This window comes from Labrys sp. 22185 (genome assembly GCF_052045555.1).
Lineage (GTDB): Bacteria > Pseudomonadota > Alphaproteobacteria > Rhizobiales > Labraceae > Labrys > Labrys neptuniae.
In genome coordinates this window covers 47,994-63,302 of record NZ_JBQEPH010000030.1, presented here as the reverse complement: position 1 = coordinate 63,302, position 15,309 = coordinate 47,994, and the positions used below count along the sequence as shown (strand labels likewise).

General features: G+C 61.3%; 20 protein-coding genes. 5 read left to right on the top strand and 15 right to left on the bottom strand.

The features are described 5' to 3' along the window. The 4 genes from ACTJKX_RS31845 to treY form a co-directional block, all read right to left on the bottom strand. A partial coding sequence (locus ACTJKX_RS31845; RefSeq protein WP_440727716.1) for a hypothetical protein occupies positions 1–244 on the bottom strand: 244 nt, incomplete at its 3' end. A 194-nt stretch (positions 245–438) separates the two neighbouring features. Continuing rightward, on the bottom strand, positions 439–657 hold the full coding sequence (locus ACTJKX_RS31840) for a hypothetical protein (protein WP_311939580.1): 219 nt from the start codon (positions 655–657) through the stop codon (positions 439–441). Positions 658–1,425: 768 nt separating this feature from the next. Beyond that, a complete protein-coding gene (gene treZ / locus ACTJKX_RS31835; protein WP_440727715.1) occupies positions 1,426–3,234 on the bottom strand; it encodes a malto-oligosyltrehalose trehalohydrolase in 1,809 nt (602 codons plus the stop codon). Continuing rightward, positions 3,231–5,942: a malto-oligosyltrehalose synthase gene (gene treY, locus ACTJKX_RS31830; protein WP_440727714.1), complete on the bottom strand. Its 2,712-nt coding sequence runs from the start codon at positions 5,940–5,942 to the stop codon at positions 3,231–3,233. Before treY ends, treZ begins: the two co-directional genes overlap by 4 nt. Between treY and ACTJKX_RS31825 the strand changes: the two genes are divergently transcribed. Continuing rightward, positions 5,941–6,297 (top strand): hypothetical protein, encoded by a 357-nt coding sequence (locus ACTJKX_RS31825; protein WP_440727713.1) that lies wholly within the window; start codon positions 5,941–5,943, stop codon positions 6,295–6,297. The genes treY and ACTJKX_RS31825 overlap by 2 nt on opposite strands. A 77-nt stretch (positions 6,298–6,374) precedes the next feature. Continuing rightward, positions 6,375–6,662, top strand: a complete 288-nt coding sequence (locus tag ACTJKX_RS31820; protein WP_440727712.1) for a hypothetical protein — start codon at positions 6,375–6,377, stop codon at positions 6,660–6,662. A 797-nt stretch (positions 6,663–7,459) separates the two neighbouring features. Here the strand turns inward: ACTJKX_RS31820 and ACTJKX_RS31815 are convergent. Further along, positions 7,460–7,705, bottom strand: coding sequence for a DUF982 domain-containing protein (locus tag ACTJKX_RS31815; RefSeq protein ID WP_394315015.1), 246 nt, complete (start codon positions 7,703–7,705; stop codon positions 7,460–7,462). 188 nt (positions 7,706–7,893) lie between these two features. Here ACTJKX_RS31815 and ACTJKX_RS31810 point away from each other — a divergent pair, with 188 nt between their 5' ends. Next, positions 7,894–8,163, top strand: a complete 270-nt coding sequence (locus ACTJKX_RS31810) for a hypothetical protein (protein WP_394315016.1) — start codon at positions 7,894–7,896, stop codon at positions 8,161–8,163. Here ACTJKX_RS31810 and ACTJKX_RS31805 read toward each other — a convergent pair. From ACTJKX_RS31805 to ACTJKX_RS31785, 5 genes are all read right to left on the bottom strand, one after another. Next, positions 8,153–8,398, bottom strand: a complete 246-nt coding sequence (locus tag ACTJKX_RS31805; RefSeq protein WP_311939564.1) for a DUF982 domain-containing protein — start codon at positions 8,396–8,398, stop codon at positions 8,153–8,155. The two genes, ACTJKX_RS31810 and ACTJKX_RS31805, sit on opposite strands and share 11 nt — an antisense overlap. Positions 8,399–8,474: 76 nt before the next feature. Continuing rightward, the gene (locus tag ACTJKX_RS31800; protein ID WP_311939562.1) at positions 8,475–8,717 is read right to left on the bottom strand and encodes a DUF982 domain-containing protein; all 243 of its coding nucleotides are present in this window, start codon (positions 8,715–8,717) and stop codon (positions 8,475–8,477) included. 60 nt (positions 8,718–8,777) lie between these two features. Then, positions 8,778–9,005 carry a DUF982 domain-containing protein gene (locus ACTJKX_RS31795; protein WP_311939560.1) on the bottom strand — a complete coding sequence of 76 codons (228 nt, stop codon included), beginning with the start codon at positions 9,003–9,005 and terminating at the stop codon, positions 8,778–8,780. 108 nt (positions 9,006–9,113) lie between these two features. Next, the gene (locus tag ACTJKX_RS31790) at positions 9,114–10,241 is read right to left on the bottom strand and encodes an ABC transporter transmembrane domain-containing protein (RefSeq protein WP_440727717.1); all 1,128 of its coding nucleotides are present in this window, start codon (positions 10,239–10,241) and stop codon (positions 9,114–9,116) included. A gap of 141 nt (positions 10,242–10,382) precedes the next feature. Further along, entirely contained in the window at positions 10,383–10,685 is a 303-nt protein-coding gene (locus tag ACTJKX_RS31785; protein WP_311939556.1) for a YMGG-like glycine zipper-containing protein, read from the bottom strand. 310 nt (positions 10,686–10,995) lie between these two features. Here ACTJKX_RS31785 and ACTJKX_RS31780 point away from each other — a divergent pair, with 310 nt between their 5' ends. Both ACTJKX_RS31780 and ACTJKX_RS31775 read left to right on the top strand, forming a co-directional pair. Beyond that, on the top strand, positions 10,996–11,157 hold the full coding sequence (locus ACTJKX_RS31780; protein WP_311939554.1) for a DUF1328 domain-containing protein: 162 nt from the start codon (positions 10,996–10,998) through the stop codon (positions 11,155–11,157). Between the two features lie 747 nt (positions 11,158–11,904). Then, positions 11,905–12,138 (top strand): cold-shock protein, encoded by a 234-nt coding sequence (locus ACTJKX_RS31775; RefSeq protein WP_311939552.1) that lies wholly within the window; start codon positions 11,905–11,907, stop codon positions 12,136–12,138. A gap of 33 nt (positions 12,139–12,171) precedes the next feature. Here ACTJKX_RS31775 and ACTJKX_RS31770 read toward each other — a convergent pair whose 3' ends face one another. From ACTJKX_RS31770 to ACTJKX_RS31750, 5 genes are all read right to left on the bottom strand, one after another. After that, positions 12,172–12,534 (bottom strand): hypothetical protein, encoded by a 363-nt coding sequence (locus tag ACTJKX_RS31770; protein ID WP_311939550.1) that lies wholly within the window; start codon positions 12,532–12,534, stop codon positions 12,172–12,174. Positions 12,535–12,651: 117 nt separating this feature from the next. Then, the gene (locus tag ACTJKX_RS31765; protein WP_440727711.1) at positions 12,652–13,971 is read right to left on the bottom strand and encodes a S41 family peptidase; all 1,320 of its coding nucleotides are present in this window, start codon (positions 13,969–13,971) and stop codon (positions 12,652–12,654) included. A gap of 149 nt (positions 13,972–14,120) precedes the next feature. After that, positions 14,121–14,420, bottom strand: coding sequence for a hypothetical protein (locus tag ACTJKX_RS31760; RefSeq protein WP_440727710.1), 300 nt, complete (start codon positions 14,418–14,420; stop codon positions 14,121–14,123). Between the two features lie 289 nt (positions 14,421–14,709). Beyond that, positions 14,710–14,865 carry a hypothetical protein gene (locus tag ACTJKX_RS31755; protein ID WP_440727709.1) on the bottom strand — a complete coding sequence of 52 codons (156 nt, stop codon included), beginning with the start codon at positions 14,863–14,865 and terminating at the stop codon, positions 14,710–14,712. Between the two features lie 286 nt (positions 14,866–15,151). Beyond that, positions 15,152–15,298, bottom strand: a complete 147-nt coding sequence (locus tag ACTJKX_RS31750) for a hypothetical protein (RefSeq protein ID WP_311939540.1) — start codon at positions 15,296–15,298, stop codon at positions 15,152–15,154. Positions 15,299–15,309: the final 11 nt, after the last annotated feature.

Sequence of the window (15,309 nt, the reverse complement as noted above, 5' to 3'; positions counted from 1 at the left end):
GCGACTGCCAAACCCGGGTTTCGATCCGTGCCCGGATCTGCTCGGCCTTGCCATGAACGACCACGAAGTGCTCCCTGTCGAAATACAGGGTCGAGCTGTCGGGCTCATTGCCCTCGATATAGCAGATGCGAGTCACGTTCACTTCGATCGGATGTCGGTCGAAACTTCGTTCGAATGTGCAGAATATCGGGATTTTGGTCTCTGTCCCTTCAGAACGACCCGTCGTCTCCTGCGCTTCGTCCATTCCTACCATCCCACACAAACGCGAGCGCAATGATGGCTCTTCCAGTGCGGAAATCTAGCAATGGCGTTTTCGGGATCAAGACCGCCTGAAATCCCATGGTTAAAAAAAAGCCCGCCGCGCATGGGGGCAGCGAGCGGGCAAGCAGGGGAAGGGAGCAATGCGGGTTTCCTGCCGGCGGCAATTGCTCCTTGTTTTCAGGCTGCGACGTCCGCCGGCGGGGTCATCGACGTGCAGGTTTCGATATGCCTGCGGGTGTCCGCGAGGGTGCCCCTGACGACCACGAATTCGTCTCTCCTGAAATACATGGTCGTCGTGCCGTCGTCATTGCCCTCCAGATAGAGGATGAGATTCACGTTCACCTCGATCGGATGGCGGTCGAAGCTGCGTTCGAAAATACAGAAAATCGGTTTCACCGGTCCTGCTCCTTTGGGGTTAGCAGGCCCTGTACTAGGACCGTGGGCATGATGCCCACTGCGTGTCGCTTCTCGCGTTCGCGAGCGCCCTCTACGCCTTCTCCTCTTGGAAAAGAACAGCCCGCCTGCCTGTCAGGCAGCGGGCGAGTTGGGCTGTATAAAGTCGACAAGGACTCAACCGATGAGCGGCGCGATAGTTCCTCACGTCCGTCTCATCGGCCGTCGCCCTGGCTCGGGGATGCCTGCTGCATCCCCCAAAAGTCCTGCTGCCTTCTGGAGCAGATTTTTAGGCTTTGGTTCCGTTATTGGTCATGCCCGAAAATGGCCGGCGTCGACGGTCGAAGGCGATCTAGGGGGCCGATCGGGCCTGCCTGTTGCGCTACTTCTCCGCCTGCAGCGCGGTTCTGCCAGCCTCTGTAATTTCCCAGTAATTGGCCGATGGCCGGGGCTTGATGGCAACGAAGCCCAGGATACGCAGACGCCAAAAGGTCCGATGTGATCGAACGCCGTCGGGCATGTGCCCGATCGGCACGCCACCGGGCGTCATCCTGACTTCGACGCCCGCCTCGAGCGCGGTCAATGCACGGATTTGGGCAGGGGATAGCTTTGCCATCTAAGCAGTGCCGTCCTGGCATATGAGCGCCGATTCAAGCCCTCGGGACGCAGCCTCGCTATGTCTGAGACACGCATTCTACATGAGATCGGGACGATGCGGGAGAAATTGCCTCCTGGCTACGCTGGTGGGGCTGCCGGCGTCGTCGAGACACATTACGCCGGCGGCCTCTCCGGTGTTTCAAGCGTCCAAATTGCGGTCCAGGCGCCGAGCGTTGCGCCCTCCCATTGACCTTCTGTCCAGATGGGCTGGCCCTGGATGGCCGTCTCCATCGGCTTCGGCGTGTCGCTGAGATTGAGAACGAGGCGGAGCACCGTTTCGCTGGTGCTGCGCCAATCGACGCAGACGACCCCGTTCTCGTCGACTGTGTACATACCGGCCTGCAGGAAGGTCGGTATGAGCGGTACGATCTTCGTGGCTCGAACCGATAGGATGTGCCGGTACCAATTCAGCATGTCCGCATGCAGGGGCCTCTCCCGTTCCGGCCACAGCAATTTGGCTGAGCGAAAGGTCTGTTCGCTGACGGGATCGGGAATGGCTTCGCGCGCTTGCGGATCGGCATAGTCGGGAAAGCGCGAAAACTCGTTGCGCCGCCCCTCGCGCACCGCATTGGCCAGTTCACCCTCGACGTCGCAGAAGAACGTGAAAGGCGTAGAGGCGGCCCACTCCTCGCCTTGAAACAGCATGGGGATCTGCGGTGCCAGGAGATAGGCCGCCGCGGCGGCCTTCACGGCTCGGAGCGGATAATGGTGGTGGATGCGGTCGCCAAAGGCGCGATTGCCGATCTGGTCGTGATTCTGCAGGAAGGCGACGAACGCATCCGGCGGCAGATGGGCCGAGGGTTGCCCGCGACGACTGCCGCGATAGGCCATCGTTTCGCCTTGGAAGGCAAAGCCCTGTGCCAAGGCGCGGCCGAGCAATTCAGGCCGATGGGCATAGTCCCCGTAATAGCCTGCATTTTCGCCGGTCACGGCCACATGCAGTGCGTGATGGACGTCATCATTCCATTGTGCGGTGAAGGCCGGTGTTCCTTCCGATTGCCGGGCGAGCCATTCGGCGCTGTTTTCCTCATTCTCCAGCACGAGATGGACAGGACGATTGCCGATGAGGGTGCCGACCGCGGCGCGGATCTCGGCAAGGAGATGACGGTCCCCGGCATCGCGTATCTCGTGCACAGCATCGAAACGCAATCCGTCGAGGCGGAACTCTTCCAGCCAATAGAGCACGTTTTCGATGGTGAAGGCCCGGATCTCGGCAGACCCTTCGTCGTCATAGTTGACGGCAGGGCCCCAAGGGGTCTGGTGGCGTTCGGTGAAGACGGGAGCATAGAGCGGCAGATAGTTCCCCTCGGCTCCGTAGTGATTGTAGACGACGTCGAGCAGCACCGAGAGGCCGAGGCCATGTGCTTCGTCGATGAAGGCTTTCAGTTGCTCCGGCCGCCCATAGGCTGCGTCCGGCGCGAAGGGAAGGACGCCATCATAGCCCCAGTTGCGCTTCCCCGGAAAATCGGCCACCGGCATGAGCTGGATGGTGGTCACCCCCAGTTCCTTGAGATAGTCGAGCCGTTGCGCCGCGCTGGCGAAAGTCCCTTCCGGCGTGAAAGTACCGATATGAAGCTCGTAAAGCACCGTTTCGTGCCAGGTGCGTCCCTGCCAGTCCGTATTGCGCCAGCGATAGGCCGCCGGGTTGACCAGCTCGCTCGGACCATGGACGTCCTCGGGCTGGAAGCGGCTGGCCGGATCCGGCACGGTCATGCCGTCTTCCAACACGAAGCGATATCGGGCACCAAAGTCGGCGGCCACCGGCAGGCAATGCCAGCCGCCATGGTTTTGCATCGGATATGTCGTCTGTCCCAATTGCAGGCCGACCCGGCATTGCCTGGGTGCCCAAAGGCGAAACAGAACCTTGCCGTCGCGCAGGACGGGGCCGAAGCGTGGTTCGTAGCGGCCTGGCGGCATGATCATGGCTGCGAGTGCCGGATTGCCGGCGGTGTCTGCGGCACCAGCACGGCGGCGGGCAGCTCTGCCAGCAGCATAGCAAGATCGATGCCTTCCTTGCCGGAGGTGATCTGGCGTCCAGAGAGGAGATCGCCATAGACGGGGCAATGGTGGGCGAGGGGCAGAAAGCCGTCGATGGCGCCACGACCGGGGAACCGCGCGGCCACGACGACGAGGGCGCAGTCGCCATGCTGTCGCGAGAAGGCGATGACGCGATCGCCTGCCATCTCGATGGGCCGATAGTCTCCTGCGGCAAACAAGGCTTCATGCCGGCGGCGCAACTCGAGCAGCTTGGCGATGGTGGCCAATTTGGCGCTTCCATCGAGAAGGTTGTCTCGCGCGACCGGCCGAATGTTTCCCAGGCTCTCTCGGCGCCAGGCCCAGTCGACCGGGCGGCGATTGTCCGGATCGACCAGGCTGAAATCGTAGGCCTCGGCCCCCTGATAGATATCGGGAACGCCGGGCACGGTGAACTTCAACACGGTCTGCGTGAGACTATTGGCAGCACCGAGTTCGATGACGCGTTTTTCGAAGCCGATGAAATCGGCAAGAAAATCCTGGTTCGCGAAAGCGGCCGCAACATAGTCGTGCAGGGACTTTTCATAAATCTCGTCGGGCGCTGCCCAGTTGGTGTGAACCTTGGCCTCGCGCGCCGATTTGAGCATGGCCAGCTGCAGGCGCTCCTGGAACCGCTCCAACGCCCCGATATCGGTGGAGACGAGGTCCACGGGCCAGGCACCCACGAGCAACTGAAAGAGCAGGAAGATGTCGTTGCCATCAGGCCTGGTCTCGTTTCCGTCGAGCATGGACCGCCAGCGGGCGGTGGCTTCGGTAAAATCCACCGGGATCTCGCTGAGAACGGCAAGGCGTGCCCGGCAGTCCTCGCCACGTTTGGTGTCATGCGTCGACGTCGCGAGCATGGCGCCCGCATGGCGGGCGAGATTGGCGGTATGGAAAGCCTCGACGCTGGCGCCGAGATGGCCGGGGTGGCCGCCAACCTCATTGGCGGCAATGAAGCGGTTGTAGCGGTAGAAGGCGGTATCCTCGACCCCCTTGGCCATGATCGGCCCGGTATATTGCTGGAACCGCATGGCAAAACGCATGACGTCCTGCCGGCTGAAACCGCTGCCGGGCTTTGCAACGGCCTCGCCGCCGAGCAGTGAGAACAGGAAGTCGAACACCGAATGGTCTATGCCACGCCCCGAGCGCCGCGCCTGGGTGAAGGCACTTTCGAGTTCCTGAAGGTCGGCAGCGCTGGCACCCTCCGCATCGACATAGGTCCGATAGACACGAAACCCGGCGACGATTTCCCTGAGTGCACGCTGCAGGACATTGCGGGTGAAATCGGCAGTGCGCGGATTGGAACGCGCAATGCGGGCAGCCTCGCGAGCCAGCCCGTCGAGTTCGCCGGCCATTTCGTCTGCCATGATGGCCAGCTTGCCCTCGCGGCTGATGGCCTTGAAGCTGTGCCGCTCACCGGTGAAGCGGCGATAAAGCTCATCAAGCTGCGCCTGGCCGCTCGGGTCGATCAGCAGATTGGTAAGGAGGTTGGCGAATTCGTAGCCGGTCGTGCCGTCGGCATGCCAATCCTCCCGCAGTTCCTCGTTTTCTCCGAGGATCTTCTCGACGACCAGGTAGATTGGCCGCGGCGCTTTCTCGCGCAAGCGCCGGCAGTATGTCTTGGGATCCAGCAGGCCATCGATATGGTCGATGCGCAACCCGTCCAGCACGCCCTCGGCGATCAACTCGAAGACAAAGCGATGGGCGTGGTCGAACAACTCCTCATGTTCGATGCGCAAGCCGGCAAGATCGCTGATATTGAAGAAGCGGCGGTAGTTGATATCGTCGGCGGCCACACGGAAATGGGCCACGCGCCAATGCTGGTCGGCGATCAGCCGGTCGAGCCGTTTCCAGCTCTCCAGCTTTCCGGCCATGCCGGCGAAACGCCCCAGACGCTCCGCGACGGCCTCCGCCACCGTCGGTTCTGCTGCGACCAAAGCGGCGAGATCGGCCTTGAGTTGTCCGGCCCTGCGCTGTTCATGCGGGTGGAACCCTTCGAGGTGGGAGAAGGCATCGCTCAGTTTTTCGAGCGCGGCATGGTCGATCCCAAGGACACGGCCATAATGTCCGGGATGGATGGGGAGCTTGTGGGCGCCGTGAGCCCAGATGGCGATCTCCCCGGCCCTGGCATCGAAACATAGCTCGAGACCACCACCGGCAAGCACTGCGCCGTACTGGTCGCCGAGAACGGGGACCAGGACCTTGCCCCTGAGATGCGAAGGTTCGGGCTGCCAGTCGATGTCGAACCAGCCGGCATAGGCCGACTCCTGGCCCCATTCGAGCACGTCGAGCCAATAGGGATTGTCGGCACCGTTCACGCCCATATGGTTGGGGACGAAATCGAGGATCAGGCCCAGGTCGTTGGCGCGTAGGGCCTGCATCATCAGATCGAAATCTTCCTTGGTGCCGAGGTCGGGATTGAGGGCCGAGTGATCGACGATGTCGTAGCCATGGCTGCTGCCCGGCCTCGCTTTCAGGAACGGGGAGGCATAGACGTGGCTCACTCCCAATTGGGCGAGATAGGCGGCTATGGCTTCGACCGCCGCAAAATTGAAGCGGGCGTTCAGCTGCAAACGATAGGTCGCCCGCGGCGGCGGGCAATCGGCTTCTGGCATGGAACTTTCCCGATCGCGTCGTTTCCTGGAACCAGCGGCGAGGCTGAAAGTTTCGCGTGGCATTGCTGCAGATGAACGTCGCAACGGGATCTTTCGTACCGTTCGCGGGTTCGATGCTGGGGAGGGCAGCACAATGACCTCGATGTTTGATTACGATCCCGAAGAAATCGTCAGTTTCGAAGGCCATGACATCAGCTTGAAGGAAGCCGTGATGCGGTATCGGCAGGCCAGGGCCCACCCAGACCAGTTCACGGATTTTTCGGCTGTTCGGGATCCCGGCAAGACACCTCAGATCTTCGAAGTCGAACACTTCGACGCGTTGATGACGCGACCCGAATTTGAGGGCTCGGCCTGAGCGCAATGCAGCAGCAGCCATACTACCCGCAGCGATATCGCTTGAAGACTTTCGCGGCACCTGAAGGAAGAGCACCCATGGTTTCCGACATTCCCGAGCCTCTTGCGGTGGGGAGCATCGTCACATTCTCCCCCGCCCCTGGCCATAGCCAGCCTGACTTTTACGAAGGTGCTCCGATAACGCTGGTGCCAGGGGTGGGAGAACCCCTGATCGGCCGTATTCTCGCTCATACCGCAGAAGAAGTGGCGGTTGCCGCGGCTGGTGCGCAGCTGGTGCTGACCCCTGTCGCGGCGACGTTGGATGAGCATGGCAGTCTCGACTATAAGGGAGCCTGGGCGGTTCGATCGACAATGCCGCTAGGCTGAGGCCATCGGCTCCGGAGCCAGTCGTGCTGCTTGGCAATGGGGTGTTGCCGACGAGGCGGCCTGGCCAGCGTTCCTCCCAGAGAAAGTTTCGCCGAGCCGTGTGTTTCACGCATTTTAGCGGGAACAGCCATGGTCCCTCATGGTTCGGAAAGGGTGAGGTCGTGGATGCCTTTTGTCGCCCAATGACCGGCCTCGCAGTGTAGAGTCCGGCGGTCCGGTTCCTCGTTGCCGACCTTTCCCCCAGGTCCGAGAGCCGGGCCGTTGCACGAGTAGGGAACAAAGAATCGAGATACCTGTTTGGAAGGTGCGAGACGATCGATGCGAAAGCATTCGGCGTATCGTTCGGCTGATGGTGAGATCAGCCGAGGCGGCTCGGCCAATGCCGATCACACCGACCTCGGCGGCCGAGCCGCTCAGACCGGTGCTTCCATCCGGGTGTTCCCCTCTTGCGAAAAATGCGCAAAGCCTTCTCTGGCCCGCTACCCTCGATGGCGGGCGGTGGGCAGAAGCCATTCGTCGTCTTTGGAATGACGGCGAGCGGGATGGCCGGGTACCAGCGTCGGAGCGCCGTCAGAGTACATGCATCCGATCAGTTCCGCCTTTCCTTCTCTTGGCGGGCTGCGGATAGGGCTCCAGGACAGGTTTATCGTCCGCCTGGGCAGGATAGTCGACCTTTGGCCGTATGATCGGTGTTTCGTCCGGTGAAATCTCTTCGACGCCAGGCCCCTTCTTCCTGGTTCCGCGGAACGGACCGTCCAGTGGTTTCCGATGCTTCGAAGCGGCCATCCGAACCTCCTTCACGGCATCACGCGTATATCGGCTTCCTTGCAGGCCGCGACGAACGCGGTTCTGGCATTGTCGGGTTCGTCCGCGCCCGCCATGACGTCGAGGCAGATACGGCGAGCGTCGATAAGCCGCGGTCCAGTGACTTGGGGCCAGTCATTGAGCAGAAAATGCGATGCTTCTTCCGTCGAGACGAGAATGCGGTATCGCCCGACATCGGTCTCAAATCGGACCGGTCGACTCCAGGGCAGGGTATCCATAGTGTTCCTCTCGTCCATCAGGCCGGAAACGGGCCGAAGGCTCCGACATATCGTATGAGGTTACGGCATGCTGGCCTTCCGCCAGCGCTCCACGCCAACCGTGGTGAGCTTTTCGGGAAGGATGTCGGCTCGGCTTGCCGTTGTCTTCCCTTCAAAAGCGAAGCGTCATGCTACGCCCGCAGCGTAGCATGAAAGCAAATGATGTCCGAGCTTATTTGGAAGGCATCGTCAGGGGCGCTTTCGGTCATATCTGGTTGGGATCGACCAAAGGGGGCATCTCCGGCGGGTTGGGCACATCCGGCGCGATCGGCGTGTTTCCCGGCGGCGGCGGCACGATGGGCACTTCATTCGGGGGTTTCGGGTTTGGCTCCGGCATGGGCGGAGGGCTTTCCGTCGGCGCTGGAGTCGCGGGCTTCGGTTCTTTCGGATCGGGCATCGTACTCTCCCTCATTGCGTGACATGCATGCCGGATTCTTCACAGGCTTCGATAAAGGCCCTGCGGGCGTGATCGGCGGGGAGCGATCCGGCCAAGGCATCGAGACACGCGCGTCTGGCAAGCAGATGTTTGTCTCCGCCTTCGGTTGGCCAATGATTCAGCAGGAAGTCAGAGGCTTCCTCGCATGAGGCAACCACTCGGAACTGACCTGCGCCGATCTCGAATTTCACGGGGCTGCTCCAGATTTTCATGGCCATGGCACACCTCCTAAACTCAAACGTTGTCGGTGCATGCCGGTTCCTGCAGCCATGGCCTCGGGCTTTTCCTCTCCGATCATCCGATCACATGCATTTCGAGTTGCAGGCAGGCCTCGATGAACACGGCCCGGGCATCTCCGGCCTCCGCTCCTTCAAGGGCCTCCAGGAATCCCTGACGCCCTGCAGCCGGTTCGCCATCGGAATCGATGGGCCAGTGCTTGAGCAGAAAGATGACGGCTTCGTCCGTCGAGCCAACTATGCGGTAATCACCGATATAGGTCTGGAGCTCGACCGGGCGCAGCCAAGCGCGGTTATACATGTCAACCCTCCGGTTAATCGAACTGCGGTGGGGACATTTCGTTCCGATGGCAGGGAGTGATCATGTGAGGATCACCCCGGCTTCCTCCGCGGCGAGCAGGAAAGCGGCCCTGGCGTCTTCGGGATCACGCTTGCCTTCGATCGCCTCGAGACAGACGCGCTTGGCGAAGTCATACCGCTCGCCGCTGTCGGCGGGCCAGTTGTTGAGCAGATAATCCGCGGCCTCGTTTGCGTCGCCGATGGTGATGCCGTCGATATTGATCGGCTGGGTGAACATTGAAGATGTCATCTCCTACCTCCTTGCGAGAAACACGAGGGGAGGGCGATGGTTCCGGCGCGGGCCGTCGAATGGCCCGTTGGCCAGGAAGGCCGGTCCCATCATTCGGATGCGCGGCCATCACTCCCGCGGTGGCGAAAGAGAGCTTGGCCGCTCGCGACCGTCTGCCTTCGTACCGGCATTGCGCAAGGCACTGGAAACCAGGTGATAGCGGGCCTGGATCACCCGATAATCGCGATACCAGTTCACCAGATCGCTCCAGGGATCGTTGATCTTTGCGAGCCCGGCGACGAAGGCGACGACGGTTCCGATCTCCGTCCGGCCCTGAACGACGAAATAGCCGCCAATTCCCAGGATGACCGCCGTCCCCAGAGAGTTGAGCCAGTTCATCGTGAAGCTGAGCACGAATTTGAGCCTGAAGATGCTCATGTTCAGGCGGAATACCTGGTCGACGCGTCTCGATTGAGAATGATTGGTCGTCTCGTCGCGTTGCAGCGTGTCGACCAGCATCACGCTGATCTTGCGCAGCACCCAGATGCGAGCCCCCACTCGGCGGTTAATCGCCCCCTGCATCAGCGGCACCAGGAAACACTGCGGCAGAAACACGAGGACGCCGACGAGGGCCATCAACGGCTGGAGATAGATGAGATAGCCGAACACCGACAGCAAGATGCCGATCTGGAGGATCGGGTCAGAAAGGCTCGCGCCGACAAAGCCGCCGATCGGATCGACTTCGGCGACGACCATGGCGATTTCGACGCCGCCGGCCTTACCCGAAGGCAGTTTGGAGTCGGGACGCTGCGCAACATGTGAGATCTCGTTTCGGAGCCACCGCACGGCCGACTCGCCGATCCAATTGCGATAGAGATTGAGGCCGATCTTGATCAGGCCCTGCAGAAAGGTCAGGGCGGCGAACATCATCGCCAGTATCAGCACGTTATAGACATCTCCGCCCTTCACGGCGGCGTTGACCAGGCGCCGCTGCACCTCGAGCGGCACCGTATCCGCAACGAACAGCAAAATGGCGCATAGGCCGATCCAGATCTGGTGCCGGCCCGAGACCCAAATGATGAATCCGACCAGGGTCGGTGGCATTTGAGCATTCGGGGAGGTATGCGGGCTCTCATGCGGGCCGGCCTGTGCCGTAACTCGCCTGCAGATCAATGCCAAGAATCGTCGAAGCAATGCTTTGCGACCCAGACTGTTGCATCTTTCAACGTTACCGGAATGCGCGCTGTCGATCGGCATCAAGGCCAGACGATCTGCCGGCGCGCACCCAGGAAATGGCTGGTGATCGAGACCTTCCAATCTCGGTCGGAGGAAGGAGCACGGCGCGCGGTGGCTGCACGCGTCGCGGTCCGGAGCTGGGAACAGCTCCGGACCGCAACATCAGTAATAGGCGGTGCATACACGGTTGCCATACTCATCATATCCGATCCGCGCGCATGACCGGCCGCTGCTGGGCGGTGTCGTCGCGGCACCTACGGCAGCCCCTCCGACGGCACCGATGGCGCCGCCAATGAGCGCACCGCGGCCGGGATGCCGGTTCGAGACGGCAGCACCCACAGCTGCGCCACCGACGCCGCCGATAACCGCGCCGCCGGCGGCGCGATCACCCGGATTGTCGCTCGCGCAGGCTGCGACGGAGATGGCCATGCCGGCCGCCGCAAATATTCTAAGCAAATCAGCCATGATCGTTATCCCTGGTTGCAACAATGCAAAAACTGCGCAGCCGGGGGATCGTTCCGCTTTCGAATTTGCGAGGTCTCCGCGTCCAGAGAATGTCAGGCATGGCTCCTGATCGAGACGAGCAGGCAAATCGGAGCACCCTACTAGGGGTGGAGAGTATTTCCGAGCTGAAATACTCGGATACACAGCCCCTGCCAGCATTCGATCGGTTGAACCCAAGTCAGCTGTCAGGATTGGTGCAGTCTCGGTGGCGGGGGCGGGAACAAAGGCCGGCCGTCGAGGTTCGATAGCGCCACATCAAGGAGGTGCTACCATGCTTCACTGGATCCTCATTCTGTTGATCGTTGCTGCCGCAGCCAGCTTGTTGGGCATGCCCGCGCTTGCGGGAGCGGCCGCGACGGGAGCCCGGGTCTTGATCGGGATCGCCCTGATCGTATTCCTGTTGGTGCTGTTGGGTGTCCTCACCGTTGCCTAGGCCCGACATGGTCCATGGGCGTCGGCAGGATCAACGGGGGGAGAGCGAGGGGTTCGCCCTCGCCGTTACGGGCGATGATTGCTCTGCCGATGCCGACGAGGCAGCGAAGGTTCTGCTCAGGCGGCGGTCCGGTCGATTTGAGCGTAGTGGGCGTGAACGAGCGAGGAGGCGGCGCATCTGGCCATCGGGCACTGCCGGAGGATCAGGCCGGCGCGATTGGCTTCCGGTCTGTCGTCCACCCTCAGTGCCGCTTGAAATACTGGATCTCGCGTTCGTGCTTTTGGGCAGCTTCCTTCGATTGAAACGTGCCGAGATTGCGCCTTTTGCCCGTCTTGGGATCCACCTTTCGCGAATAGATGCGATACTCTCCTGATTTCAATTTTCGGATCATCGTTCGAATTCTCCCTCATATCGAAGATTTCGATTCATCGGCCGATCCCAGGCACGGATACCGAGCCACATGGACGATGGCCGAACGGCCCGACCCCGGGGATCTCGGGTCGATCTGTAGGGGCCGAGCCGCCACGACCAACGCTTGCGTCGGTCGAACGAAGCCTGGAACGCCTGGCGTTCCGTGCTTCGCATCTTCCCAACCTGGTTTGGGCCCGGATCGTTCCATGCAGTGCTTCCCCGGCATCGCTCGTTTGTCCACCGATCGATCGACCGTCCATCCACGTGCAAATCGGAACGAATGCCTTCGGCTTGCGTTCGAATTCGATGTGGCGTTCTGCCATGGAGGGATTGGAAATGATCACCGGCAGCCTGAAATGGTTCAATTACGACAAGGGCTATGGCTTCATCGCGCCCGATGACGGCAGTATCGACGCTTTCGTGCATATCAGGGAGCTCGAACGCAGCGGCATCAGTACGGTGCGCGAGGGCCAAAGAATGGGCTATGAGCTGGTGGTCGATGCCAAGACCGGCAAGTCGAAGGCGGGCAATCTCAAGATCCTGCCGTCCGAGGGAGCCGCAGGATCTTGAGGGCACCTTGCCAAGGGAAGGGGCCGAGGCGGTTTACGAGGCGATGACCAGCGTCACCTCGTCCGTGTCATCGAACGTCATCGCGATCACCGAGGACGGCGCCGAGCCATAATCTTCGAGTGCGGCTTGCAGGCGGGGCGTATCGGCGATGACCTGTCTCAAATGTTGCAGTTCGCTCGGGCCTGTTTCGGCGATCTGCTGATTGGCCGCGATACGCTGCGGAATCGAGAGTTCGTCGAGAGTTGAGACCGTGACGGCCCTGATTTTCCCGGGAGCACGCTCGATAACGCCGTCATTGGGTGTGTCCGCCGGATTGGTGGCGGGTTGGGCCAAGCCGGTGGCAATGCCCGAAGCCAGGACGATCGTGGCGAATGTTGCGGACATGAGCTTGTACATGATGTCTCCTTTCCGCTCTGTGGTCAGGGATCATCACGGATAAGCATCGCACGGAAAGGGTTCGATCGTTTGCCGCTCGAATGGCAATTTTGTGGGATCGACACCTGTCCCGAATGCTTAGCGGCGTGCCGCTCCGCCGGCTGGAAAGGATGGGTTCTTGCGAATGCCATGGAGCAATTCAACAGCGGCATTGAGCTGCATATCGTCCTTCTCGTTGTCAGGGACATAGGCAGACGAGCCGCCCTGCTCGGTGTCGCCTTGGCTGTCGAGATGTCCCTTGAGGCCGGCTTCACCGCCGGCGGCATCCTGCTGGTTCAGATTGGCTGGGATGGCCTGCTTCACCACGATTTCCGGATCGATGCCCTTGGCCTGGATCGATCGGCCCGACGGCGTGTAGTAGCGGGCAGTCGTCAGCACCAGGGCGCCGTTGTCGCCAAGCGGAAAGACGGTCTGAACCGATCCCTTGCCGAAGGAACGCGTGCCCAGAATCGTCGCGCGGCGATGGTCCTGCCACGCGCCTGCCACGATTTCGGCGGCGGAGGCCGAGCCTCCATTGACGAGCACGATGATCGGCTTGGTATGAACGAGGCCGCCTCCCGTAGCGCTATAACGCAGAGAATCGTCGGGCCCACGTCCGCGCGTGGAGACGATTTCGCCCCGCCCGATCAGGGCACCCGCCACCTCGACGGCCTGGCTGAGCAGGCCGCCAGGATTGTTGCGCAGGTCGATGACGAAACCGGCAAGGTTCCGGCCTCCCTTGTCCGCCCCGGCTTCCATCATGGCCTTGAGGAAGTCGTCGAACGTATTCCCACTGAATTGGGCAATACGGATATAGGCGATATCGCCGCCGATCTTCCTGGTCCGCACGGAAGACAGCTTGATGGTATCGCGGACAAGCTTGACGTCCACAGGCTGTGCATCGCCCCCACGCCGCACCGTGAGCGTGACCGTGCTGTTCTCCGGCCCGCGCATCTTCTGGCTGGCCTGCTGCAGGGGCATGCCCTGCGTGGACTTGCCGTCGATGGCCGTGATCATGTCGCCGGAAAGAAGGCCAGCCTTTGCGGCGGGCGTATCGTCGATGGCGGAAACGACCTTGAGCCGATCACCCTCCATGGTGACCTCGAGGCCAACTCCCGAAAATGCTCCGGAAGTCTGGGCCTGCATGTCCTGGAAACCGGCGGCATCGACATAGCGCGAGTGCGGATCAAGGCCGGAGACCATGCCGCTGATGGCACCGGCGACGAGCTTGGCATCGTCGGGCTCGGTCACATAGCTCGCGCGCACCTGCTCATAGACGTCACCAAAGCGATTGAGCTCGCGATAGGCATCGCTGGCGGAGGCGTTGGCGTGGCCGAGCAGGTCGGAATGCGTGACGGCGAATGCGGTTGCCGCGCCCATTGCGATGCCGCTCAATAACAGGGAAACTTTGCCATACATTGCATACCTCTTCCCGGAGATGCGAAGGCTACGCCTCGCAAGTAAGCGAGTGTAAACAGCGGTGCGGATGACGTCGGCCTGCTGCGCCGGCCTATTGCGAAATCCGCGCTGCGCCTATCCCGCCGGCTCGCGGCCGGGACGCTTGGGCGTCAGGCTGCCTTGCTCAGCATGACCACGGTATCGGTCTTTTGCGGTACCTGCGGCACCAGGCTGGAATGATATTCGTCGCACCAATGGGCCAGCCTTACCAACCGGGCCACTTCCATCTTCTGGGCGCTGTCCTTGTCCGATGCCATCGGCTCGACAATGTTGAGCCCCTCGTCGTCGACAAAGAACGTATGCTCCCCGAACAACCGGGCGAACTGGCTGTATACGGGATGGCTTTCGGCGACGGGTTCGGCCCTGATCTGATTCAGTGTTTGTGTGACGTGCGTGGGCGACAGCTTCATTGGAAGAACTCCCATCTGTAGCCACCGTAAAGGCGACCAATCGGATGTCTGCCGACGACCTGGGAAAGTCATAACGCCGTTGCCACCCCATCGGGGCCAAATCCCATTCCCTGGGCCGGGCTCACAAGCTGTCCAATTATCCTGCCATATCAATCCGACCACATTCTGGCCGCTGGAAGGCCATTGCATGAAGGGGGCTCGTCGGACGATTCCAGCCAAGCGATAGACAGGGTGATCGAGGCTTGCACTCCGCGTTTCAAGGGGAGAGGAGGGCGAGCGCACTTCCTGGTCAGTCTGCCTTCTTGGCGTCCCTCAGGGCCTTTTGGAGCTTGAAGGCAAGTTCGAGCAGACGCTGGGGAATGGGTTCGCGCTCGACTCGGGCCAGAATGCGCGCCACTTCCTTGTCTGCGGATCTGGCCTTGTCGCTTTTCTGATCGCTGTCCACTGAACTGCTCGTCTCGCCGTTGGTCGGGGGCAACTTGCACGAGCCAGGGAAGATCAAGACGCAGTTTCCTCGCTCGCCTGCCGACAGACTAGGAGGTTTGTGCCGGGAAGTCACTTGCAAAGGTCCTGTCGCATGTGTCGCCCACGCATGCGGCGGGGGCGGGGAATTGCTATGGCCTTGCTAACCATCCTCGCACGACAATGTTCCAGGAGAAGCGGTGTTCCAGGGGAGCAGTCCGCATCGAGGGCAGACGGAAGACCAGCGCTGAGGCGCCTGGCACCGCGGCTCAGTCGGACGGCCCTTTGATTTTTACGCCCTGGTTTCCGATGGTAATCTGCACAGTATTCTTATTCTGCTCATGGTAGATATAGGCACCAATGCCGGCTACCGCGACGATTGCGACAATCAGCAATAAGACGATGTTGCGGCTCATATCTTCTTCCG